At 71.1% G+C, this 22,866-nt stretch carries 23 protein-coding genes; 4 read left to right on the forward strand and 19 right to left on the reverse strand.

The genetic code is table 11. The features are described 5' to 3' along the window. Positions 1-436: 436 nt before the first annotated feature. From panC to dacB, 14 genes are all read right to left on the reverse strand, one after another. Positions 437-1,378, reverse strand: coding sequence for a pantoate--beta-alanine ligase (gene panC / locus NCCP_RS06870; RefSeq protein WP_225873731.1), 942 nt, complete (start codon positions 1,376-1,378; stop codon positions 437-439). 9 nt (positions 1,379-1,387) lie between these two features. Next, positions 1,388-2,263 carry a Rossmann-like and DUF2520 domain-containing protein gene (locus tag NCCP_RS06875; RefSeq protein ID WP_149956513.1) on the reverse strand — a complete coding sequence of 292 codons (876 nt, stop codon included), beginning with the start codon at positions 2,261-2,263 and terminating at the stop codon, positions 1,388-1,390. Next, complete coding sequence (locus NCCP_RS06880; protein ID WP_149956514.1) at positions 2,256-3,956, reverse strand: PH domain-containing protein; 1,701 nt, start codon at positions 3,954-3,956, stop codon at positions 2,256-2,258. Before NCCP_RS06880 ends, NCCP_RS06875 begins: the two co-directional genes overlap by 8 nt. After that, on the reverse strand, positions 3,953-4,465 hold the full coding sequence (locus NCCP_RS06885; protein ID WP_149956515.1) for a PH domain-containing protein: 513 nt from the start codon (positions 4,463-4,465) through the stop codon (positions 3,953-3,955). The genes NCCP_RS06880 and NCCP_RS06885 overlap by 4 nt, the downstream gene beginning before the upstream one ends. Continuing rightward, positions 4,446-4,949, reverse strand: a complete 504-nt coding sequence (locus tag NCCP_RS06890; protein ID WP_149956516.1) for a DUF3180 domain-containing protein — start codon at positions 4,947-4,949, stop codon at positions 4,446-4,448. Before NCCP_RS06890 ends, NCCP_RS06885 begins: the two co-directional genes overlap by 20 nt. Next, complete coding sequence (folK, locus tag NCCP_RS06895) at positions 4,946-5,467, reverse strand: 2-amino-4-hydroxy-6-hydroxymethyldihydropteridine diphosphokinase (RefSeq protein WP_149956517.1); 522 nt, start codon at positions 5,465-5,467, stop codon at positions 4,946-4,948. Before folK ends, NCCP_RS06890 begins: the two co-directional genes overlap by 4 nt. Continuing rightward, positions 5,464-5,856: a dihydroneopterin aldolase gene (gene folB / locus NCCP_RS06900; protein WP_149956660.1), complete on the reverse strand. Its 393-nt coding sequence runs from the start codon at positions 5,854-5,856 to the stop codon at positions 5,464-5,466. The genes folK and folB overlap by 4 nt, the downstream gene beginning before the upstream one ends. 17 nt (positions 5,857-5,873) lie before the next feature. Then, positions 5,874-6,824 carry a dihydropteroate synthase gene (folP, locus tag NCCP_RS06905; protein WP_149956518.1) on the reverse strand — a complete coding sequence of 317 codons (951 nt, stop codon included), beginning with the start codon at positions 6,822-6,824 and terminating at the stop codon, positions 5,874-5,876. Between the two features lie 5 nt (positions 6,825-6,829). Further along, positions 6,830-7,420 (reverse strand): GTP cyclohydrolase I FolE, encoded by a 591-nt coding sequence (gene folE / locus NCCP_RS06910; RefSeq protein ID WP_149956661.1) that lies wholly within the window; start codon positions 7,418-7,420, stop codon positions 6,830-6,832. Between the two features lie 48 nt (positions 7,421-7,468). After that, positions 7,469-9,439: an ATP-dependent zinc metalloprotease FtsH gene (gene ftsH, locus NCCP_RS06915; protein WP_149956519.1), complete on the reverse strand. Its 1,971-nt coding sequence runs from the start codon at positions 9,437-9,439 to the stop codon at positions 7,469-7,471. 243 nt (positions 9,440-9,682) lie between these two features. Next, positions 9,683-10,234 (reverse strand): hypoxanthine phosphoribosyltransferase, encoded by a 552-nt coding sequence (hpt, locus tag NCCP_RS06920; RefSeq protein WP_149956520.1) that lies wholly within the window; start codon positions 10,232-10,234, stop codon positions 9,683-9,685. Positions 10,235-10,340: 106 nt separating this feature from the next. After that, positions 10,341-11,396 carry a tRNA lysidine(34) synthetase TilS gene (gene tilS, locus NCCP_RS06925; RefSeq protein ID WP_149956521.1) on the reverse strand — a complete coding sequence of 352 codons (1,056 nt, stop codon included), beginning with the start codon at positions 11,394-11,396 and terminating at the stop codon, positions 10,341-10,343. Between the two features lie 6 nt (positions 11,397-11,402). Further along, positions 11,403-12,563 (reverse strand): zinc-dependent metalloprotease, encoded by a 1,161-nt coding sequence (locus NCCP_RS06930; protein ID WP_149956522.1) that lies wholly within the window; start codon positions 12,561-12,563, stop codon positions 11,403-11,405. A gap of 27 nt (positions 12,564-12,590) precedes the next feature. Further along, complete coding sequence (gene dacB, locus NCCP_RS06935) at positions 12,591-14,153, reverse strand: D-alanyl-D-alanine carboxypeptidase/D-alanyl-D-alanine endopeptidase (RefSeq protein ID WP_149956523.1); 1,563 nt, start codon at positions 14,151-14,153, stop codon at positions 12,591-12,593. A 128-nt stretch (positions 14,154-14,281) separates the two neighbouring features. On the opposite strand from dacB, the gene NCCP_RS06940 reads away from it, so the two are divergent. Then, entirely contained in the window at positions 14,282-14,767 is a 486-nt protein-coding gene (locus NCCP_RS06940) for an inorganic diphosphatase (RefSeq protein ID WP_149956524.1), read from the forward strand. Positions 14,768-15,041: 274 nt separating this feature from the next. Then, positions 15,042-15,464, forward strand: a complete 423-nt coding sequence (locus NCCP_RS06945) for a DUF1761 domain-containing protein (RefSeq protein ID WP_149956525.1) — start codon at positions 15,042-15,044, stop codon at positions 15,462-15,464. Between the two features lie 32 nt (positions 15,465-15,496). Here NCCP_RS06945 and NCCP_RS06950 read toward each other — a convergent pair whose 3' ends face one another. Together NCCP_RS06950 and serS are read right to left on the reverse strand one after the other, a co-directional pair. Continuing rightward, positions 15,497-16,333, reverse strand: coding sequence for an HAD family hydrolase (locus tag NCCP_RS06950; protein WP_225873732.1), 837 nt, complete (start codon positions 16,331-16,333; stop codon positions 15,497-15,499). A gap of 149 nt (positions 16,334-16,482) precedes the next feature. After that, positions 16,483-17,772: a serine--tRNA ligase gene (gene serS, locus NCCP_RS06955; protein WP_149956526.1), complete on the reverse strand. Its 1,290-nt coding sequence runs from the start codon at positions 17,770-17,772 to the stop codon at positions 16,483-16,485. Between the two features lie 40 nt (positions 17,773-17,812). Here serS and NCCP_RS06960 point away from each other — a divergent pair, with 40 nt between their 5' ends. After that, positions 17,813-18,997 carry a diacylglycerol/lipid kinase family protein gene (locus NCCP_RS06960; RefSeq protein WP_172627325.1) on the forward strand — a complete coding sequence of 395 codons (1,185 nt, stop codon included), beginning with the start codon at positions 17,813-17,815 and terminating at the stop codon, positions 18,995-18,997. Between the two features lie 50 nt (positions 18,998-19,047). Here the strand turns inward: NCCP_RS06960 and pheA are convergent, their stop codons facing one another. Both pheA and NCCP_RS06970 read right to left on the reverse strand, forming a co-directional pair. Next, positions 19,048-19,983: a prephenate dehydratase gene (gene pheA / locus NCCP_RS06965; RefSeq protein ID WP_149956528.1), complete on the reverse strand. Its 936-nt coding sequence runs from the start codon at positions 19,981-19,983 to the stop codon at positions 19,048-19,050. After that, positions 19,980-20,306 carry a rhodanese-like domain-containing protein gene (locus NCCP_RS06970; protein ID WP_149956529.1) on the reverse strand — a complete coding sequence of 109 codons (327 nt, stop codon included), beginning with the start codon at positions 20,304-20,306 and terminating at the stop codon, positions 19,980-19,982. Before NCCP_RS06970 ends, pheA begins: the two co-directional genes overlap by 4 nt. A 141-nt stretch (positions 20,307-20,447) precedes the next feature. On the opposite strand from NCCP_RS06970, the gene NCCP_RS06975 reads away from it, so the two are divergent. Then, on the forward strand, positions 20,448-21,851 hold the full coding sequence (locus NCCP_RS06975; protein ID WP_149956530.1) for an amidase: 1,404 nt from the start codon (positions 20,448-20,450) through the stop codon (positions 21,849-21,851). Between the two features lie 152 nt (positions 21,852-22,003). On the opposite strand, the gene NCCP_RS06980 is transcribed toward NCCP_RS06975, so the two are convergent. Continuing rightward, positions 22,004-22,756, reverse strand: coding sequence for a DUF4190 domain-containing protein (locus NCCP_RS06980; RefSeq protein WP_149956531.1), 753 nt, complete (start codon positions 22,754-22,756; stop codon positions 22,004-22,006). Positions 22,757-22,866: the final 110 nt, after the last annotated feature.

A 22,866-nucleotide genomic window follows, 5' to 3' on the forward strand; every position in this document is an offset into this window, starting at 1 on the left:
CAAGAAAAAATCCCGGCAAAAAACCCGCACCCCCACCCCACACAGGGGCAAAAAAGGCACAGGCGTTTCACCAATAAAAAATCGGTGTCAACAAACTTGGCACACTATTGAGTTCTCAAACAACAGGCGACTCGCGGTTCCGGCGACCAAGAATCCTTGATCTTTATCGCTTTGTTCCGCGGCGACATTTCTAATTTATTTCATCGTTTCCTTCGTGTCAAATCGCCTTCACGGCAACCCGACCCGCCCGGAACCACCACCCTCCCGGACCAGGACGCACCAGGCGCCCATCCCGAAAGGACATGTTGTGGGTGGATTCGCCGCCCTCCGGACCAGCCGTTCCCGGCCGTCCCCGTCCCGGCGACTCGGAAAACAATACACCCCCCACACCCCCACACCAAATCGGGAACAACCCACCCCTTCGGAGCGGAGGCGCCTACCGTCCCAGCGGCATGTTGTCGATCAGCCGCACCGCTCCCACTCGGGCCGCGACCAGTGCCAGCGCCTCCCCGGTGAGCGGGGTCTCCGGGCAGTTGAAGGCGAGGGGCTCCAGGGTGCGCGGGTCGACGACCTCGAAATAGTCGAGTTTGGCCAGCGGCTGGCTGGCGATCATGGCCTCGGCGTCTTCGATATGCAGCGGCTCACCCGCGTCGGCCCGGCGCTTGAGCAGGAACAGCGCGCGGCTGAGAACCAGCGCGGCCTCCGCCTCCTCGGCGGAAAGGAACCGGTTGCGGCTGGACAGGGCCAGTCCTTCGGGGGAACGCACGATCGGCACCGAGCGGATATCCACGTCGTAATTCAGGTCCGCGACCATCCGGCGAATGATCGCCAGCTGCTGGGCGTCCTTTTGCCCGAAGTAGGCGCGGTAGGTCACGGGCACGGCGGTGGACAGCGGGGGCTGCCCGTAGTGGAGCAGCTTGGAAACCACGGCCAGCATGCCGTCGAAGTGCCCGGGCCGGGCCTTGCCCTCGAACCTCTCGCCCAGCCGGCCGCAGTCCAGCTTCACCAGGGGCGGGCCGTCCGGGTACACCTCCGCGGCTTCGGGGGCGAAGACCAGGTCCGCGCCGGCACCGGCGAGCAGCTCCACGTCAGCTTCCAGGGTGCGCGGGTAGCGCAGGAAGTCCTCGCGGTCGTTGAACTGCAGCTCGTTGACGAAAATGGTGACCACCACGACGTCATTCTCCGCCGCGGCGGTGCGCACCAGTCGCGCGTGCCCCTCATGCAGGGCGCCCATGGTGGGGACCAGCGCCAGCCGCCGGACGGATCCGGAAACCGCGCTCTCCTCCAGCCGGCCGCGGACCGCGTCCTTGAGTGCGGCGACGGTCTGGACAACCAGCGGCGTCGTTGCCGCGGCGGGAAGGGGAGTTGCGTTGCTCACGCGGAAATTCTAGGCCAGCGCGTCCAGGATCGCCGCGGCCTGGGCCTCGGTGAGCAGTCCCCGCGCCAGCGCGCGCTGGGCGGTGGCCCGGGACAACGCCCGGTAGGCCTCCCGCACGTCCAAGGTGACGGCGTCGTGTTCCAGGGCGGCCCGATGGACCAGCACGGTGCCCACATCCCCGCGCGCGACCGGCCCGGTCAGCGCACCTTCGCCCGAGGCAAGGGCGTTCTCCAGCGAGGCCCGCATCAGCGGTCCCAGCACCCGGTCCGGGCGGTCGACGCCGACGGAGGCCAGCAGCTGCGCGGCCTGTCCGGCGATGGTGACCAGATGGTTGGAGGCATGCGCGAGGGCCGCGTGGTAGCGGGCCCGGTCCTCCTCCCCGATCACCGTCGACTCCGCGCCCATCTCCACCACCAGGGCCTGGGCGATCGGCAGCATCATGCGGTCGGCGGTGATGCCAAACATGCAGTCCTGCAGCCTGGCCAGGTCAAGGCTCATGCCGGTGAAGCTCATCGCCGGGTGGATCGCCAGCGGGATGGCCCCCGCAGCGCGTGCCGGAGCCAGGATCCCGGTACCGTAGCGGCCGGCTGTGTGGACCACGATCTGGCCCTGCTGCCAGTGCCCGCCGTCGGCCAACCCCTGGACCAGCGGGCCCAAGGCGTCGTCGGGCACTGCCAGCAGCACCAGTTCGGAGCGGCGGACAATTTCCGGGATCTCCAGCACCGGCACGCCGGGCAGCAGCGCCTCGGCCCGCTCCCGGGACTCCTCGGACACCGCGTGCACCCCCACCACCGCATGCTCCGCGGCACGCAGCGCAGCGCCCAGCACGGCGCCCACTTTGCCGGCGCCGATGACTCCGACGCCGAGACGGCCGGGCTTAGCCATGGGGATTCTCCTCCAACCAGTGGTCGCGGTCGTGGCGGTGCCGGGCCCTTGCCGCCCGGTCCGCCTGCTCAAGGAACAGTACCCGGGCCACCTCCACATCCGCTTGGACCACCCGCGGAGACACCGGCCCCGCCGTGGTGGCCAGGCGGACGTCGCACACCCCGAAGCGGCGGGCCAGCGGCCCCTGCTCAAGGGCAATTCCCTGCGTGCGCTCGTGCGGGACGATCACCAAGGCCCGCCCCAGCACCCCGGTCCGGGCGAACAGCGCGGTGTCCGTGAGCGCAAAGCCCTGCCGGCGCCAGGCCAGCGGTGCCAGGCCCCGGGCGCGCCGGGGCGTGGTGCGGAAACCCTCAGCGTCCCCGCTCCCGTCGATGCCGGCGGTGATCAGTTCCAGCGGCCGGGCGGTTCCCGGATCCGGGAGCACCACGGAGAGGACACCGAGCACATCCGCGAAGGTGCCCACCGGCAGGACGGTGGAGCGTTCCTCGCCGCCGTCGCCGCCGGGCCCGTAGCCAGCGACGTTCACGGCGACCCGGTACCAGCCGAACGGCCTCCACAGCAGCGGGCGCCGGATTTGAACCGCCTGGACCCGTCCCGGCGGGACGGTCTGGTGCCGGGTGTCCAGCAGCCCGTACCCCATCCTCAGCCCGTCGGGGCTGGCTGCGGCCTGGAAGTTGAAGCCGCTGGAAAACCCTTTCCACAGCGCGCCCGCGGCACCCAGGAGGAAGGGCAGCACCACCAGCGGACTGACGTCCTCCGTGAGGACCGGCTGCAGCACCAGTGCGCCGATGACCAGGACCACGGTGGCGACAGTCAGCGGCCGGCAGACCAGCGAGCCGGCCAGCCTCCCCACCGGAACGGCCGCGACCACCCGCTCCGGAGCCTCAGCGGGATCCAGGGAAGCAGCGGAATCCGGGGAAGCCGCGGGATCCGTGGCAGGCACGGCGCCTGCTGCCGGCTCGGAAGGTCCGACACCGGATCCGGGGGCCGCGGCGCCGGTGCCGGAAAAGCCGGTGCCGGGAAGGCCGGGCCCCGGCGCGCCGGTGCCCTCCGGGGCGGAACGCAGCCCTGCGGCGCGGGCCAGGATCAGGTTGCGCAGCCGCTTGGCCTCCCCCAGCCTGAGGAAAGCCAGGCTCATGGCGGTCTGCCCCGCGTCGGCGACCTCGAACTTGAGTTCGGCCAGGCCGAAGATGCGCGCCAGCAGCGGCTGGACGATGTCGATGGCCTGGACGCGGTCGATCCGTGCCTGCCGCTGGCGGCGGAAGACGACTCCGCTGTTCACGTTCACGTGCTGGTCGGTCACCTGGTATTTGGTGAAGCGCCAGGAGAGGAAGAAGGAGAGCCCCACCAGCACCAGAACGGCCCCGCCAACCAGCAGCAGCCACGCGACGCCGCCAAGGAACGGTATCCCCTCCATGGGCGGGGCGCCGCGGCCGCCGGGGTCCTCGACGGCAAGGATGATGTCCTCGAACCAGTTCTGGCCCCAGAACCAGGCCACGGCCAGCAGGCCGATCCAGCCCCGGATCAGCGGGGAGACCGGGTGGACGCGGCGCCAGGGAGCCTCGTCGGCCCGGGAAAGCGGCTCGGAAAGCGGTTCGGAAAGCGGTTCGGGAATCCGGGGCGGGGTGCCGGCCGGCCCGGGGCGTTCCGGCAGGTCCGGATCCTCCGGTGGCTGGGGACGGTGCACGGTCACAGCCCCGCCAGCCGGGCCTGGCCGCGGGCGGTGAGGTTTTCCCGCAGCCGGGCGCCCTCGGCTGCGGGCAGTCCCGGGATCTCGATGGTCGCGTCGGCGGCCGCGGTGTGCAGGCGGACCTCGCACAGGCCCAGGGCGCGGGCCACCGGTCCGGCCGCCACGTCCACGTACTGCATGCGGCCGTAGGGGACCACCAGGACCCTCTGGAAAAGGAGGCCGCGGCGGACCAGCAGGTCCTCGGAGCGCTCGGCGTAGCCGATGGCGCGGACCTGGCGCGGGATCAGGGAAAGCCGGACCAGATCGAGGGCGAGCACCGCCAGCGGCACCGCCCACGCCAGCCACAGCGGAGGCCAGGTCCAGATCCCCGCCAGGCGCAGCACCAGCGGCACGGAGAGCACCAGCAGCGTGACGGCCGTGCCCACCGCCCAGCCGGCCATGCGGACAGCAGCGTACTTGGGGGACACTCGGGTCCACGCAATGCCCTGGGGATCAACCGGTTCCTGCGGCATACCCTTCGTTGTCCTCCCGTTTGTGTCCGCCGGCATCCGGCGCCGAGGGATCTTCGGGCGGAAGCTTGCAGAACTGCTCCACGACCCATCCCACAATAACCATCACCACGCCGGCCGCCGTCATGACGAAGGCCAGCAGGACGGAGGCACTGGTCATGCCGGCGGCGGGCAGCAGGTCGATGAGGATGCCCAGGTGCCAGCCGGCGATCAGGGACCCTGCGTAGGCGCTGGACTGGGCGAGCACCAGGGTACGGGCCGCCTGGATGGGGTCCAGTCGGCGCTTGAGCTTGCCTTGGCGGTACCGCAGCACGCGCAGGCCCAAGGACAGGGTGATCAGGGCGACGGCACCCAGGGTCAGCAGCGAAGTCCAGTGCAGCACCGGGGCGGCCAGGGAATGGCTGGCCGCGTAGAGCTGCGCGATCCAGCCCGCGACGGCGGTCCCCAGGCAGATGGCCAGCAGCCAGGCCGGGCGCAGCACGCTCACGTCCGGCGTTCCGTCGGCTCAAACAGCGCCAGCCCGCCGCGGTCGGCGGCCCGGGCGGCGAGGTCGGAGACGCGGGCTCCGCCGAGCGTGGCCTGGGGGTCCATCCAGGCCCACGGCTGCAGGACGAAGGCGCGCTCGGCCGCCCGCGGATGCGGCAGCGTGAGCTCCGCGGTGTCCAGCGCCATGTCCGCGTAGGCAACGATGTCGACGTCCAGCGTCCGCGGCCCCCAGCGGACCTCGCGCACGCGGTGGTGGAGCTGCTCCACGGCCTGGCAGTGGCGCAGCAGGGCGAGCGGTTCCAGCACGGTCTCCACCTCGATGACCATGTTCAGGTAGTCCGGCTGGTCGGCGGGCCCGCCCACGGCCCTGGTCTGCACGACCGGGGAGGCCCGCACCAGGCGCACCGCATCCGTCCTGGTGAGGTCGGCTACGGCGCTGGCCAGCGTGTCGGAGCGCTCGCCCAGGTTGCTGCCCAGGGCCAGGACCGCGCGGACCCGGCGTTCCGGCGGCGTGCTCACGTCCGCTCCCGGTGGATCGAAATGGACACGTCCCCAAAGGGGACCTCGATGGGGGCCTTGGGCTTGTGGACCGTAACGTCCACGGCCTGGACGGCAAAGCCGCCGAGCACCGCGGCGGCGATCTTCTCCGTCAGCGTCTCGATGAGGTCGTAGGGCCCGGACATGATTTCCGCCTTCACGACCTCGGCCAGTTCGCCGTAATGGGTGGTGTCGGCCAGCCGGTCCGTGGCGGCCGCCCGACGGATGTCCGTGTACAGGCAGACGTCGACGACGAACGGCTGTCCGTTGCGCTTTTCGTGCTCGAACACCCCGTGGTAGCCGGTCGCGGTGATCCCGCTGAGGGTGATGCGGTCCGGCCATCCGCCGCTCCTTAGACCCCCGCCGGGCATGCCCCCGTCCACCGGGCTCAGCCTCGCCCGGCCGGGCGCACGGCCTCGCGCACGGTCTGGCTGGCCGGGTTCGCCCAGGCGTGGGCGACCTTGACCGCCTCCACCGATCCGGCGACGTCGTGCACGCGCACGCACCACGCGCCGGCCGCCGCGGACAGCGCGGTGATTGCGGAAGTGGCCCCGTCGCGCCCGGCCGGCGGGACGGGGACGCCCTCCTGCGCCAGCAGGGTCCCCAGGAAGCGCTTGCGGGAGGCGCCGACGAGCACCCGGTGGCCCAGCCCGCGGACCCGGCCCATGGCCCTGAGCAGCTCCCAGTTGTGCTCCGGGTTCTTGGCGAAGCCCAGGCCCGGATCGATGACGATCAGCTCCTGCGGGACGCCGGCGGCGACAAAGCGGTCGCGCAGTTCGGCAAGTTCGCCGAGGACCTCGGCCACGACATCCGTGTACTGCGCTTGGGCGGCCATGGTTTTCTGGTCGCCGCGGCGGTGCATGAGCACGTAGGGGACCTTGCGTTCGGCGATCAGCGCCGGCATGTCGGGCTCATGGGTGAGCCCGGAGACATCGTTGACCATGTGTGCGCCGGCATCAAGCGCCGCGCGCGCGGTGGAGGTGTGCATGGTGTCCACGGAGACGATGGCGCCGGCCTTGGCCAGGGCCGCGACCACCGGGATGATGCGGGCCTGCTCCTCCTCGAGGGCGACGAAGTCCGCGCCCGGGCGGGTCGATTCGCCACCCACGTCGATGATGTCGGCCCCCGCGGCCATCAGGGCCAGGCCGTGGCGGACGGCGGCGCCGGCCTCCAGGTAGTGGCCGCCATCGCTGAAGGAGTCCTCCGTGACGTTCAGGATGCCCATGACCAGGGTGCGGCCGGTAGGCAGGCCGGCGAGGGTCCGGGCCCCCTGCGGGGGCCGGAGAACCGGCAGCGGAGTGGTGGCCGGGCCTGTTCCGGGAATGGCTCCAAGGCTCATGGGACCTACCTTCCGAGGATGAGGCTCATGGCTTCGGCACGCGTGGCCGGTTCGCGCAGCTGGCCGCGGACGGCGCTGGTGACCGTCTGGGCGCCGGGCTTGCGCACCCCGCGCATGGACATGCACATGTGTTCGCACTCGATCACGACGATTGCCCCGCGCGGTTCCAGGTACTTCACGAGCGCATCCACGATCTGCGTGGTCAGGCGCTCCTGGACCTGGGGCCTGCGCGCGTAGAGCTCCACCAGGCGGGCCAGCTTGCTCAGGCCCGTCACCTTGCCGGACGGGCCGGGGATGTACCCGATATGCGCGGATCCGTGGAAGGGGACCAGGTGGTGCTCGCAGGTCGAATAGAACGGGATGTCCTTGACCAGGACCAGCTCGTCGTGGCCGATGTCGAAGGTCGTGGACAGCAGGTCGGCCGGGTCCTGGTGCAGGCCGGAAAAGAACTCGGCATAGGCCTTGGCGACCCGCTTGGGCGTGTCGGCCAAGCCCTCCCGGTCCGGGTCCTCGCCGATGGCCTCCAGGATCTCGCGCACGGCGCGTTCGATCCGGGGCAGGTCCACCTGGCCTGCGGCAGCCGGTATTGCAGTCATTTCCTGGTCGGTTTCCGTCACGGGTTCGATCCTAGCCTGCCGCCCCTCCTAGGAGATGTCGTCCGGGGCCGCCACCGTGCGGGCCGCCGCCTCGTCGCGCTGGCGCTGCTCGACGGGGGACAGCACCGGCGGGGCCGTGTGCACCGGGCGGGACTCCTTGGAGAGCCACACCTCGCGCTCGGGACGCTTGACGATGTCGAAGAAGACCTCCTCGATCTCCTTCTGGTTCAGCGTCTCGCGCTCCAGCAGCGCCAGGGCCAGGCGGTCCAGCACGTGGCGGTTCTCGGTGAGGATGGCGTACGCCTCGTCGTGGGCGTTATCGATCAGGCTGCGCACCTCCTCGTCCACCACCCCGGCCAGGCGGTCCGAGTAGTCGCGGTCGTGGCCGGCATCGCGGCCCAGGAACGGCTCGCCCCCGCCGGAGCCGAGCTTCACGGCGCCAACGCGCTCGCTCATGCCGTACTGGGTGACCATCTTCCGGGCCGTTGCGGTGGCCTTCTCGATGTCGTTGGAGGCGCCGGTGGACGGGTCGTGGAAGATGATCTCCTCCGCCACGCGTCCGCCCATGGCATACGCCAGCTGGTCGAGCAGTTCGTTGCGGGTGACGGAATACTTGTCTTCCTCCGGCACCACCATGGTGTAGCCGAGGGCGCGGCCGCGGGGGAGGATCGTGATCTTGGTGACCGGCGCCGAATGGCGCAGTGCGGCGGCCACCAGCGCGTGCCCGCCCTCGTGATAGGCGGTGATCTTGCGCTCGTGCTCCTTCATCAGGCGCGAGCGCTTCTGCGGGCCGGCCATGACGCGGTCGATCGCCTCGTCGAGGGCGCGGTCGTCGATGAGCTGGGCATTGGAGCGGGCGGTGAGCAGCGCGGCCTCATTGAGCACGTTGGCCAGGTCGGCACCGGTGTAGCCCGGGGTCTTCTTGGCGACCGCGCGCAGGTCCACGTTGGGGGCCATCGGCTTGCCCTTGGAGTGCACGCCCAGGATGCGCTCGCGCCCGGCGAGGTCGGGGGCCTCCACCGGGATCTGGCGGTCGAAGCGGCCCGGACGCAGCAGCGCCGGGTCCAGCACGTCCGGGCGGTTGGTCGCGGCGATAAGGATGACGTTGGCGTTGGCGTCGAAGCCGTCCATCTCCACCAGCAGCTGGTTCAGCGTCTGTTCGCGCTCGTCGTTGCCGCCGCCGACGCCGGCGCCGCGGTGGCGGCCGACGGCGTCGATCTCGTCCACGAAGATGATCGCCGGGGCATTGTTCTTCGCCTGCTCGAACAGGTCGCGCACGCGGGAGGCGCCCACGCCGACGAACATCTCCACGAAGTCGGAGCCGGAGATCGAGTAGAAGGGGACGCCCGCCTCGCCGGCGACCGCCTTGGCCAGCAGGGTCTTGCCCGTTCCGGGAGGGCCGTAGAGCAGGACGCCCTTGGGGATCTTCGCACCGACGGCCTGGAACTTGCCCGGCTCCTGCAGGAACTCCTTGATCTCGTACAGTTCCTCGACGGCCTCGTCGGCGCCGGCGACGTCAGCGAAGGTCACCTGGGGCATGTCCTTGGTGATCAGCTTGGCCCGGGACTTGCCGAACTGCATGACCTTGGAGCCGCCGCCCTGGGCGCGCGAGAGCAGGAACCAGAAGAGCAGGGCAATCAGGATGAACGGGACAATCACGCTGACCAGGCTCAGGAACCAGTTGTTCTCCACCGGCTGGTCGGTGAAGGAGTCGAGGTTGGCGGTATCGATCGCCTGGACGACGTCGTCCGCCCGGGCCGTGGAGTAGTAGAAGGACACCTGCTTGCCCTTGTCCTGCCCGTCGACGACGTAGTTCTCCTTCAGGGTCAGGTCCACGCGCTGGTCGGCGTCGAAGATCTTGGCCACGGAGGCCCTGTTCTCTTGGAGCATCTGCAGGCCGATGCTCGTATCGACCCGGCCGGTGTTGCCCGACGCCAGCGTCGGCAGGAAAATGAGCAGCGCAACGGCGCCGACCAGAACCCAGATGGCCCAGCTGTTGAGGATCTTCTTGGCTTTCATGCGTGGGGGTCCCGTCCCCCGTCCCTCCTGCTTGCGGGCGCGAGCGCCCGGGCGCCCCGGTGGCGCTGATCTATAAGTACACGTCCAGTAAGCAAGACGCACGGGACGCGCATTCAGTTCCCCTTTGGGCGTAAGGATTTCCGCGGGCCGCCCAGGGAGCGCAAAGGGCCCCCCAACCGGGGGCCCTTTGCGCCGTATGGCCGGGGTCGGCACCGGCCCCCGCGCTGGGAGCAGGCCCGTGCGCTAGGAGTAGACGTGCGGGGCGAGGGTGCCGATGAAGTCCAGGTTGCGGTACCGCTCGGCGTGGTCCAGGCCGTAGCCGACGACGAATTCGTTCGGGATATCCATGCCCACGTACTTGACGTCGATCTCCACCTTGGCTGCCTCCGGCTTGCGCAGCAGCGTGCAGATTTCCACCGAGGCCGGTCCGCGGGACTGCAGGTTGGCCTTGAGCCAGGACAGGGTCAGCCCGGAGTCGATGATGTCCTCGACGATCAGGACGTGCTTGCCCATCAGGTCGGTGTCCAGGTCCTTGAGGATGCGCACGACGCCGGAGGACTGCGTTCCGGAGCCGTAGGAGGAGACGGCCATCCAATCCATGGTCACGTGGGAGTGCAGGGCGCGGGCCAGGTCGGCCATCACCATGACGGCCCCCTTGAGGACCCCGACGACCAGCAGGTCGCGGTCCGCGTAGTCCTCGTCGATCCGCGCCGCGAGTTCGGCGATGCGGTCCTGGATCTGTTCCTTGGTGTAGAGGACGTGCTTGATGTCGGCGATGACGTCGTTCGAATCCACGGGGGAGCTCCTGCTGTCTACGGATGCCCGCGGGGGCGGGCGGGGAGTGTGGGCTGCTGCTTCAAGAGTGCCACAGCACGGCCCCGAGTGCGGAACCGGGCTGCCCCTAGCCTGCCGCCTCCGGGTGATCCGCAGGGCCTTCCGGAACCCTGCCATCCAGCACCCGTCCCTCCAGCACGACGGCCCGGCGGGCCGGGCCGTGGGGACCGTCCGGGCGTTCGCGGTAGGCGGCGACGTGCCCGGCCAGCTGGACGGGTCCGGCCGACCCGGCCCCGTCGACAAGGCGTTCGGTGGCCGCGATGCGTTCCAGGGTCGGGTTTTCCCCGCCGAGTCGGACGGCGGCGGCGCGCAGCACCCGTCCGCGCAGGGCCGGCCCCAACGCGCGCAACCCCGCCAGGTCCAGGGCCAGGCACCCGGGCGCGGCGACGGGCAGGAGCAGGTCCTCCAGCGCGTCTTGGGCAAGGCGGTCGAGGTGGTCGGCGTCGGCGCGGGCCAGCAGGGCGGTGCGGGCGAGCGCCTCGGCGACTCCGGGGCCGAGCGCGGCCTCAAGGACCGGCAGCACGTCGAGCCGGACGCGGTTGCGCAGCGGGCCGCGCTCCAGGTTGGTCGGGTCGGTCCAGTAGTCCAGTGCCTCATGGGCGCAGACCGCTTCTGTCTGGGCGCGGCGCAGGCCCAGGAAAGGACGCAGGTAGGGCCCGCGCGTGGCGGGGATCCCGGCCAGCGAACGGGTTCCGGAACCGCGGGCCAGGCCCAAAATCACCTGTTCGGCCTGGTCGTCGAGGGTGTGCCCGAGCAGCACGTGGTCCGCCCCCGTTTCCTCCAGCGCCTCCGCGAATGCGGCGTAGCGGGCCGTGCGGGCCTGCGCCTCGGAACCGGTGCCTTCGACGCCGGGCGCCTTGACCAGCACCGGGGACAGCCCCAGCGCGCGCACCTGCCCTGCAGCCTGGGCGGCCACGGCCGCGCTGTCCTCCTGCAGGGCGTGGTCCACCACCACGGCGCCGGCGCGGAGTTCGCCCTTGCCCGCCAGGAACGCGGCGGCGGCGGCCAGCGCCAGCGAGTCCGCTCCCCCGCTGCAGGCGACCAGGACGAAGGACCCGCGCGGAACCAAACGCCGCACCGCGTTGCGGGCCGCGGCCACCGCGGCGGGAAGGTGTCCCCCCATCGGCCCTTAGCGGGCCGGAGCCGGGGCTAGCCCCATCCGGCCGATCCATTCGTCGGGGTGGTGCAGCTCGCGTTCGGTGGGCAGGTGCTCAGGGCGCTCCCAGATCACGTTGAAACGCTCCATGCCCACCCGGTCCACGACCCGTTGGACGAACTTCTGCCCGTCCGCGTACTGGCGCATCTTGGCATCCAGCCCCAAGAGGCGGCGCACCCATTTCTCCAGGGCGCTGCGGTTCTCCCCGCGCCGGTTGAAGCGCTGGCGGATGGTGCGCACGGTGGGCACGATCGAGGCATCCACCGCGTCCATGACCACGTTGGCGTGCCCCTCAAGCAGGCTCATGACCGCTGTCAGGTGGCTGAGCACGGCCTGGTCCCCCGGGTCCTTCAGCACCGCGAGCAGTCCCGGGGATCCTTCCTGCCTCCGGCCGTCCCCGGAACGGGACGTCCGTTCCTCCCCGGCCGCATCACGGGTGCCCAGCGCCTCGCGGGCCACGTCCATGAGCCGCTCGCCGAGGCCGTCGGTGGTCTCGACCAGGCCCTCGGCGAGGCGGGAAATCTGGTCGCGCAGGTGGTCGCGCAGCCATGGTGCCGCGGCGAACTGCACCCGGTGGGTCTGTTCGTGAAGGCAGACCCAGAGGCGGAAATCGGCTGGCTCGACGCCGAGTTCGCGCTCCACCTCGACGATGTTGGGGGCCACCAGCATCAGCCTGCCGCCACCGGACGCGGCGGGGCGGAGCAGGCCGGAGAAGGGGTCGTACTGGCCCAGGACCTTGGAGGAGAGGAAGGCCAGGACCGCTCCCATCTCCGCCCCGGTGAGGACCCCGCTGAGGGCGACGGTCGGTTCACTCAGCCGGGAGCCCTTTTTCTCGCCCAGGCGGCGCAGTGCGGGGTCAAGCAGGGCCTCGAAGCTGTGCGTGTTGGCGCGGGCCCAGCTGGCACGGTCGACGATCAGCACCTGGGAGTCGCGCAGGTCGCGGGCCGCCTCCAGTCCGGTGATGCGGTGCACGTGGGCGACGGACGCGTCGGCATGGCGGCGCAGGTCGGCCACGACGTCCTCCCGGTCGGCCGTGTTCAGCTTCGGCCCGGCGCTGCCCAGCCGCGCCGCGGCATCGGCCGCCAGCTTCCAGTTGATCAGGCGGACGGGGGGCTCCACGGCCGAGGTATCCATGGACCCATCACACCACACGGGGGGCGGTCAGCGGCACCCGCAGCCGGAGAGAACGGTGGCGGCGGCGTCCAGCGTGGCGCGGGCCGGGGCCAACGGGGCGGGCACGCCTTGGGCAAAGAAGGAAAACGCCAGCACCCGCCCCTCGGAGGTCACCGCATACCCGGTCAGGGTGGCCACGCCCGTCAGCGAACCGGTCTTGGCCCGCACCGTGCCGCTCGTGGCGGCCCCGGTGAGCCGGTCGCCCAGGGTTCCGGTGGCACCGGCGACCGGCAGCAGGTAGCTCAGTTCGCGCAGGGCGGGCTTTTCGGAGGAGGCCGCGGCCCGCAGCGTCGCGGCCAGCTGCTCCGGGGACACCTGGTTGGCGGCGGCCAGGCCGGAAGTATCCGCCAGAACCAGTCCGGCCGTGTCAACCCCGAGCCGGCCGACGGCTTCCTTCACGGCCTCCGTCGCGCCGCCGAACGTCGCTGGCTTGCCGGCCTCCAGCGCCACCAGCCGTCCCACCGCCTCGGCCACGTAGTTATCCGACTCCTCCCCCATGTGGCGCAGCTGCTCGCGCAGCGGGGCGGATTCGACGGCGGCAAGTTCCGCGGCGCCTTCCGGCGCGCTCCCCCGCGCCACGGTGCCGGCAACCCCCAGGGGCACGGCGGGGGCTTCCGGCGGCGTTGCGCTCGCCGGGGACGAAGCGGGAGTCGGGGACGGGGTGGTGGAGGTGGACGGGCTCGGTGAGGAGGACGCTTTCCGGGCCGCCTGTTGCTGCTTCAGTTCCTGGGCCAGCAGGGCACGGAACGCCTGGGCGGCGGCGAGGGCCGGATCGGCGACGCGCGGGCTGTCCCTGCCGGTGTCCTGGCGGGCCCCATGCAGCGCCAGCGGCTGTACGGGGGCGATGTTTCCGCTGCTCACCAGGGATTCGTCCCACGCCGGGCTCAGCGTGGCCCCGGCAAAGAGGGTGTCATCGAGCAGGACCTCGACTTTTCCGGTAATGGTCCGCCCGTCACGGCCGGCCAACAGTGCGGCCGCCGTGTCCCGGGCCAGCACGGCCAGGCTGGCCCGCCCTTCCGCCGCGGTGCCGGATTCTGCAGTGCCGGATTTCGCAGTGCCGAGCAGCACGTCGCCGCCGCCGACCAGCACCACCCGGTTTCCGGCGCCGCGCCGGACCACCGTCCGCAGCCGCCGGTCGGGACCCAGTTCGGCCAGCGCGGCTGCGGCGGTGAACACCTTCAGGCTGGAGGCCGGCACCCCGGGCGCCGCCCCCTGGCGGGAGTACAGTTCCTGTCCGGTGGCGACGTCGGCGACGGAGGCCCCGAAGATGGCCCCGCCATCGTCCGCGGCGCCGTTCCCGAAAGTCGCGTCAAGCGCCTCCGCCAGGACCGCGGCGTCGGGCATTGGCGCGCCGGCATCCGTGGCATCGGTGCCCAGCGGAGCCAGCATGCTGGCCGAGGCGGAGGGGAGCACGGGCAGCGGGGCCGGCGCCGGGGCGGCCACCGTCGACCCCGGCACGGCGGCGGAAAGGTTCACGATGACCAGCAGGACCAGCGTGCCGAGGACGGCCGCCAGGAGCCCGGAAGTGAGCGCACGCGTGCCGCGCTTCATCAGCCACCTCCGAAATCGCCGTTGCCACGCCGCGCCCTATACGCTTAGGCACAACACCTTTAAGACTAGACGGCGCGTGCGCGCCCCGCGCCCGCACGCCGTCCGGCACGAAAGTCGAGGAGACTCAGATGAGCCACGACGTCACCATCGAGATTCCGTCGGGATCCCGCGTCAAGTACGAGATCGACCACGAAACCCACCGCCTGCGCCTGGACCGCGTGCTGTTCACCCCGATGCAGTACCCGACCCACTACGGCTACTTCGACGACACCCTCGGCGAGGACGGCGACCCGCTGGACGCGATGGTGTGGATCCCGGGCGTGGACCTGATCCCGGGCGTGATTGTCGAGTCCCGCCCGATCGGCGTGTTCAACATGACCGACGACGGCGGTGGAGACGCCAAGCTGCTGTGCGTGCCGACCGACAAGCGCTTTGAGCACATCCGGGAGCTCGAAGACGTCGACCAGTGGCTGATCAAGGAGATCGAGCACTTCTTCACCCGCTACAAGGACCTGGAGCCCGGCAAGTGGGTCAAGGCCGAGGGCTGGGAGGGCCGCGAGGCCGCCGAGGCTGAGCTGCAGCGCTCCATCGAGCGTTTCGCGGCCCAGGGCTAGCGGTTTCACCGGGCGCTGCGGCGCCTGCCCGGCCCCGCCGTCCGGCGGTCCCGCGCGTGTTCGCACGCGGGGCCCCGAACGGCGGGGCCTTTTGCGTGGGCGGCCAAGGCCGATCGCTCCGGAGCCTGCCGGCGGGCACCGGGGCACACCTGACGACAGGTGTTCCCCGGTGCCCCTAGACTCTAGCCAGCCACAACTCTAGCCAGCCGAGACCATAGCGGGCCGCAGGTTTCCGCGGCTCCCCGCCGGGGTCATCCAGCCTGAGGAGATTGCCATGCTTGTTCCTGCGATCAATTTCTGGGCCGTCCTGGCGGCCACGCTGTCCGCGATGGTGGTGGGCTTTGTCTGGTACATGCCGCAGGTTTTCGGCAACTACTGGAGGCGGACTGCCAAGGTCGCCCCGTCCGGGGAAGCGAAGGCCGCGGCCGGGCCGATCCTCGTGGCGTTCGTGGCGAGCTTTGTCAGCGCGTGGGTGCTGGCAGGATCGGCAGCGATCGCCCAGCACTTCTATGGCGGGAACTTCCTGGTCAACACGTTTGTTACCGGCGTCATCCTCTGGACGGGCTTCACCGCCGCGCGCTTCATCACCCATGACGCGTTCGAGGGCCGCCCCGTGCGCCTCACGGTGCTGAACTGTGCCCACGAACTGGTCACCGTGCTGGCCATGTGCCTGGTGATCGGCCTGTTTGGGATCTAGCAGGCGGGTAGTGCCCGGGCGCCGGGCCCGTCCTAGAGGAGGCTGCGCAGCACGTGCGCCAGGCCGTCACCCTCGACGGGGTCCGTGACCTCGTCCGCCGCGGCCTTGACCTCCTCAGGCGCCTGGCCCATGGCGACGCCGCGGGCCGCCCAGCGCAGCATCTCGATATCGTTGCGGCCGTCGCCCACGGCGATGGTGTTCGCCGGGTCGATCTCCAGGTGCGCACGCAGGGCCTCGACGCCGCTGGCCTTGGAGATGCCCTCGGCGGCGATGTCCAGCCATGCCGTCCACCCCACGGAGTAGGTCACCCCGTGCAGGCCGATCGCCTCCACGGCCTGGCCGAACTCCTCCGCGGTGGAGTCGGTGGAGAAGACCACCAGGCGCACCGCGATCGACTCCATGAGGCGCTCGAAGTCGACACCCTGGGCAACCACCCCAAAGCTGGCGTCCTGGAAGCGTTCGGTGGAGAGGAAGTTCCCATCCACGTCCTCCAGGGCGTACTTGGCGGTCGGCAGGACATCGCGCAACGCCTTCAGCGCGGGGGCCGGATCGAAGGTCTGGCGGTCGATGACCTCGTATCCGTCGGGCAGGGAAGAATCCACGCGCAGCGTCACACCACCGTTGCAGCACACCGCGTAGCCACGCTCGATGCCAAGCAGTTCCACCACCGGGAGCGTGGCGCCCAGCGAGCGTCCGGTGGAGATAACCACCTCGTGGCCGGCGGCGACCACCGCGCGGGCGGCTTCCATGACCGTCGGGGACATGTGCCCGTCGTGGTTCACGAGTGTGCCGTCCACGTCCAGGCACACCATCAGAGGGTTCGGGTTCTCTTGCCGGTCTTCGATGCCGGCGCTCATTGCGAGTGTCATCCACCTAGTGAACCACTACAGCCCCATATTGGTCATGGGGAAAATTTTCCGGGGAATGAAATCGGCGTGAATGTTGCCGGGACGCAAAGCGGCCCGGAGGGCGCGCCGGGCGCCCTCCGGACCGCCTGGTCCGAAGGTGTTTCTCCCTGTCAGAGGACGGGAAGTACTTCAAGCCCACCCAGGTACGGACGCAGCGCGGCAGGAACGTTCACCGAGCCGTCGGCGTTCTGGTGGTGCTCAAGGATCGCGACAATCCAGCGGGTGGTCGCCAGCGTGCCGTTGAGCGTGGCCACGGCGCGGGTGCCCTTGCCCGGCTTGCCGTCCTCCCCGGGCACGCGCTCGCGGATGTTCAGGCGGCGGGCCTGGAAGGTGGTGCAGTTGGAGGTGGAGGTCAACTCGCGGTAGGCCCCCTGGGTCGGGACCCACGCCTCGCAGTCGAACTTGCGCGCCGCGCTCATGCCCAAGTCGCCGGCGGCGGTGTCGATGACGCGGTACGGCAGCTCCACCTTTGCCAGCATCTCCTCCTCCCAGGCCAGCAGGCGCTGGTGCTCGGCGGCGGCGTCCTCGACGGAGCAGTAGATGAACATCTCCAGCTTGTTGAACTGGTGCACGCGGATAATGCCGCGGGTGTCCTTGCCGGCGGAACCGGCCTCGCGGCGGTAGCAGGAGCTCCAGCCGGCGTAGCGGGTCGGGCCGCCGGACAGGTCAAGGATTTCGTCCGCGTGGTAGCCGGCCAGGGCCACCTCGGAGGTGCCCACCAGGTACAGGTTGTCGCGCTCGAGCCGGTAGATCTCGTCGTCGTGGGCGACGTCGAAGCCGGTCCCCTGCATGGTTTCCGGGCGCACCAGCGTCGGGGTGATCACCGGGATGAAGCCGTTGGCCACGGCCTGGTCCAGCGCCATGTTCATTAGCGCAATCTCAAGCCGCGCCCCGACGCCCTTGAGGAAGTAGAAGCGCGAACCGGAGACCTTGGCGCCGCGCTCCATGTCGATCGCGCCGAGCAGCTCGCCGATTTCCAGGTGGTCGCGCGGCTCGAAGCCGGCCGTGGAGAAGTCGCGCGGGGTGCCGACGGTCTTGACGACGACGAAGTCCTCTTCGCCGCCGGCCGGGGTCCCCTCCTGGATGAGGTTGGGGATCAGCCGCTGCAGCCGCTCGAGTTCGGCCTGGGCGGCACTTGAGGCCGCGTCGGCGGCCTTGACCTGCGCGGCCAGTTCCTGCACCTCGGCCAGAAGGGCCTGCTTCTCCTCGCCCTTGGCCTGCGCGACCTTCTTGCCGAAGGCCTTCTGCTCGGCGCGCAGGGCCTCGAAGCTGGCAATCGACTCGCGACGGGCGGCATCCGCGGCCAGGATCTGGTCGATCAGGGATTCGTCGGCCCCACGGTCCCGTTGCGAGGCGCGGAACAGCTCGGGATTCTCTGCGAGTTCTTTAACGTCGATCACGCCCCAAGCCTACCGAATGGCCACTAGGGTAAAAGGCATCATGCCGATCGATACCTTCGTGGTGGTCCTGGTCTTCGTCGCCGTGGTGGTCGCCGCGGCGGGCTGGTGGTCCGTGCGCCGGCTCGAGGCGCCCCTGGCCCTGCTGGAAGCGGCTCCGGCGGAGCGCATCCCCGAAGGTCCGCCGCCCCGCGTGGGCCTGATCCTGAACCCCTCCAAGCACCATGCCGGGCGGGCCGAGGCGGCGCTGCGCGCCGGCTGCGCCGCCGCCGGCTACGCACCTCCCCTGGTCTTCCCCACGACGGTGGAGGATCCGGGCCGGTCCATGGCGCTGGAGGCCCTGGCGGCCGGATGCACCCTGCTGGTGGCGGCGGGCGGGGACGGCACGGTGCGCGAGGTCGCCGAGGTCCTGGCCGGGGATTCCGCCGGTCCGGACCTTTGGTCCACCCGCCCCGCGGCCGTGCCGGCGGCCGCCGCGGAGGGCCTGCGGCATGAGGGCGGGCCGGGCGGTGGGGCCGGGCAGCCGCCAACGCCCCGAACCCCTTCCGCGCGGGAGGCCGCGACGCTGGCGGTCCTGCCGCTGGGCACCGGAAACCTGCTGGCACGGAACCTGGACATTGGGGTGGACGACATCGACGCCGCCGTGCATACGGCCCTCTACGGGGCCACCCGGGCCGTGGATGCGGCCGCGTTCGCCCTGGAGCGCGCCGACGGCCGCCGCGACGGGAACGTGTTCCTGGTAATGGCGGGCATCGGCATGGATGCCGATGTCATGAGCGACACCCGCCTCAGGCTAAAGTCCCTGGCCGGGCCGGTCGCATACATCGAGGCCGGGCTGCGGCACCTCTCCGGCCAGCGCCGCAGCGTCGACATGTCCCTCGACGACGGCCCGGTCCAGCGCCGCAGGGTCCGCTCGGTGGTGTTCGCCAACTGCGGGAAACTCCAGGCGGGGCTGGAGTTCGTCCCGGATGCGCGGATCGACGACGGCCTGCTGGACATCGTGGTGATGAGTCCGGGCTCGATCGGCGGCTGGGTGTGGATTGCGGCGAAGACGGCGTTCCGGCACCGCGGATCGATCCCGGTGATCGAGTACTATCAGGCGCGCAAGGTCCGCCTGTCCGTGCCGGAGCCGATCAGCGCGCAGCTGGATGGCGATCCGGTGGGGGAGATCCGGGCCCTGACGGTCTGGGTCCTGCCCCGGGCATTGCGCGTGCGCGTCCCCGGTTGAGCCACGCAGGCCGGGTCCCGCCGGAGTGGCGGATCAACCGGGGCAGCGGGTCAGCCGAGGTGGGCCTTGAGCTGGGCCACCCAGGCCGCGGCCTGCGCGAACGCCTCGTCCGTGTTGTGCCGGGCCACCGAGGCCCCCGCGTTGGGGGACCTGCCCACGGACGGGTACGAGCCCAGGAAACGCACCCCGGGGCTGATCCGGTGCAGGCCGGCGAGCGCGTCCGCCATGCGGGCCTCGTTGATGTGCCCTTCGGCGTCGACGGAGAAGAAGTAGGACCCGAGCGCTTCACCGGTGGGCCGGGACTCGATGCGGCTGAGGTTCACCCCACGGGCGGCGAACTGGTCCAGCAGGTCCATCAGGGCTCCGGGGTGGTCCTCCGGCAGCGGGACCACCACGGTGGTCTTGTCGTTGCCGGTGGGCGCGGGGATCCTGCCGGGCTTGGACACCAGCACGAAGCGCGTCACGGCCCCGGCGGTGTCCTCGATGCCGCGGCGCAGGATGTTCAGGTGGTTGCGCTCGGCCACCAGCGGCGCGCAGATGGCGGCGTCGTAGTGGTTCTCCGGGTCCAGCAGGCCCAGGGCGCCGGCGGCGGTGGAGGATGCCGGCAGGAAGTCGTGGCCGGGCAGGTTGGCCTCGCACCAGTGGCGGGTCTGGGCGTAGGCGTGTCCGTGGGTGGACACGGTGCGGACCTGCTCAAGCGACGTGATCCCCTCCCGCGCGACGAGCACGAAGGTGATCGGGACCAGGACCTCGCGCACGATCTGCAGGGACTCGCCCGTGGCAATGGCGTCCAGCGTCGCGGAGACCCCGCCCTCCACTGAGTTCTCGATGGGGACCATCGCAAAGTCCGCGGCCCCCGAGCGCACCTTATCCAGCGCGGTGTTCACGGACGTCGAGGGCACGCGTTCGGCGGCCTCGACGCCGGGAACCTGCATCAGGGCCGCCTCGGTGAAGGTTCCCGCCGGCCCCAGGTAGGTGTAGGTCATCGGACGTTGGGCTCCAGCCCGTTTTCGCTGGCCATGGGCAGGCCCGCCTCAAGCCAGGCGCCGGAACCGCCGGCGATGTTGAAGACGGTGTACCCCTGGGCGGACAGCCACGCGGCAACCTGCGCCGAGCGTCCCCCCGAGCGGCAGATGACGTAGGTGTCCTCGTCCGGGTCGAGTTCGGCCAGGCGCTCGGGGACCTCGTTCATGGGGATGTGGAGTGCGCCGGTGACGTGGCCCTCGACCCACTCGTAGTCCTCGCGCACATCCAGCACCTTCGCGCCGGCCGGAACCTCGGTGACCTCGACGGTCTCAAACACGCTCATCGTCATCCTTTCGGTGGGGGCCGGCCGTCCCGCCGATAGAGTGGGAACCGCAGCCGAACCGGTCCCATTTTATGGGACGATCTTTTGCGGGTCGGCGCGGCAGGGTACGACGGCGCGCTGTCCGGGCAGGAGGCACAGGGCATGGAACTGCACGAGGCCGGGGCCGTTGCCCTGCGGGACCTGCTCGCCGCCGGGGACCTTTCCGCCCGTGAGCTCGCCCGGCACTACCTGGACCGCATCGCGGAACGGAACCCCCGGCTGGGCAGCTTCGTGACGGTCACGGCGGAGCGGGCGCTTGAGGAGGCCGCCGCCGTGGACCAGGCGTTCGTCCGGGCCCGCCATGCGGATCACCCCCTGCCCCGGCTGCACGGTCTCCCGCTGGCCTGGAAGGATCTCCTGGACGTCGCCGGGGTGCCCACCACCTGGGGTTCGGCGGCCCTCGCCTCCGTGCCCGCCGCGGCCGATGATCCCCTGGTCGCTTCCGTCCGGGCGCAGGGGGCGGTGGGACTGGGCAAGACGCAGGTGCCCGAGTTCGGCCTGACCTGCCATTCGGAGAACCTGGTGGCCCCGGCCGCCCGCAACCCCCTCGATCCCTCGCTTTCCCCGGGCGGATCCTCCGGCGGCAGCGCCGCCGCGGTGGCCGCCGGCCTGCTCCCGTTCGCCCCCGGTTCCGACGGCGGGGGCTCGATCCGCATCCCCGCGGCGGCGTGCGGGCTGGTGGGGCTCAAGCCCGGGCTGGGGGCCGTCCCCTCGGACCTGTCCAGGGGAACCGAGGACGCCTACGGGGCACCCCGGCTGGTGGTGTCCGGACCGCTGGCCCGCACCGCCGCGGACGCCGCCCTGCTGATGGATGCCCTCTCCGGGGCCGCCCCCGGCACGGAACCGCACCTGGACGCGGCCAGTGCCGCGACACCGGCCGGTGGGCGAACGCTGCGCATTGGCCTGAGCGTGCGCTCGCCGTTCGAGGCGCACCTGCCGATCGAGCTGGATCCGGAAGCGCGCGCGGCGCTGGACGCCGCCGTCGTGCTGCTGGAGCGCGCCGGCCACCGCGTCGAGGAGACGGACCTGCGCTACGACAACCGCTACCATCCGGCCTTCCGCACGGTGTGGACCTCCGCGCTGGCGGACCTGGAGTTGCCCCCGGGCGCGGAGGAGCGCCTGGGGCCCTTCGCCCGGCACTTCCGGGCCCGCGCCCTGGCCCGCCCGAAGGGGCAGCGGCTGGGGGCCGCCCGGCTGCTGGCGAAGATCGCCGGGGACTGCCGCATCCAGTGGGCGCAGTACGACGCCGTGCTCACGCCCGCCCTGGCCCAGACGCCCCGCCCGCTGGGGTACTTCACGGCATTCGACCCCGAGGAGGACTACCGGCGGCAGTGCCAGTTCACCCCGTACACCTCGATGGTGAATGTGGCGGGCGTGCCGGCGGTCACCGTTCCCACGCACAGGACGGCGGCGGGGCTGTCCATGGGAGTGCAGCTGATTGGACGCCGCGGCGCGGAGGCGGAGCTGCTGGGCCTGGCAGCGGAACTCGAACTCGCCGGCAACTAAAGCAGCTGGCCGGCCCGGTTCCGGCGTCCCCCGCGCGCTGTACCTGGAAGCGCTGGCGGGCGCGCGGGACTCCGGCGCCTGGCGGTCGGCGTGAAGCAGGGGAAGCGGAGCCGGGGCGGGACGGCTGGACCGGCAACGCTAAACCGGGAACGCTAGACCGAGAATTCGGCCCCGGAGGTCGTGGAGAAGTACGGGACCGCCCCGGCGAAAAGGATGATCGCCAGGATGACCAGCAGGATTCCCAGGCCGATCGTCACATAGCCCATGATCAGTCCGGCCAGGGCCATGCCGCGCCCGGCCGGCTCCCGCTTCAGCGCGATGTGCCCCAGGACCACGGCCGCGATCTGGGTGAAGAAAGTGGCGCCGAGTGTCGCGATGGACACGATGCCCAACACCATGGAGATCAGGCTCAGCGTCCTGGCCGGGGGGGCCTGGTAGCCGTAGCCGGCCCCGGGCGCGCCGTAGCCTCCCGGGTACGGCGCTCCCGCACCCAGATACTGCTGGCCGGTGGCCGCGGTGCCCGGGTACGCCGGAGGCTGGTTCTGCGGGCTTTGGTATTGGGGGCCCGGATACTGCGCCCCGGGATACTGCGCCCCGGGATACTGTGCACCGGGATACTGCGCACCCTGGTAGGGCATACCCTGGCCCGGGTGGGCGGGATGCGCCTGCGCGCCGTCGCCGCCGGCACTGTCCCGGCCTGCGGCGTGCTGGTGTCCAGGCTCCTGCTGGCCCGGGGCGGCGAAACTCCTCTCCGCCGGGGAGGCAAAGGTGTCCCCACCCTGCGGGCGGACGGGCGGGGCGGGCGGCAGGTTGTCCGGGGCCGGCGCGGCAGCCGTTTCGGGAGTGGCCTCCGGGATACGCCTGGTTTCCGGTTCGTTGGCCGACTGGCCGTTTTCCTGCGTCATCGCCACTCCCTCATCGGATCCGTGCCTCCTGTATATGCCAGTCTAGGCGCCGAGGGGCCCCGGCCGGGCGCAGCGAGGTTGGGGAGGGGCCGACGACGCTAGGCGCCGAG

Source organism: Zafaria cholistanensis (assembly GCF_008580665.1).
Classification (GTDB): Bacteria; Actinomycetota; Actinomycetes; order Actinomycetales; family Micrococcaceae; genus Zafaria; species Zafaria cholistanensis.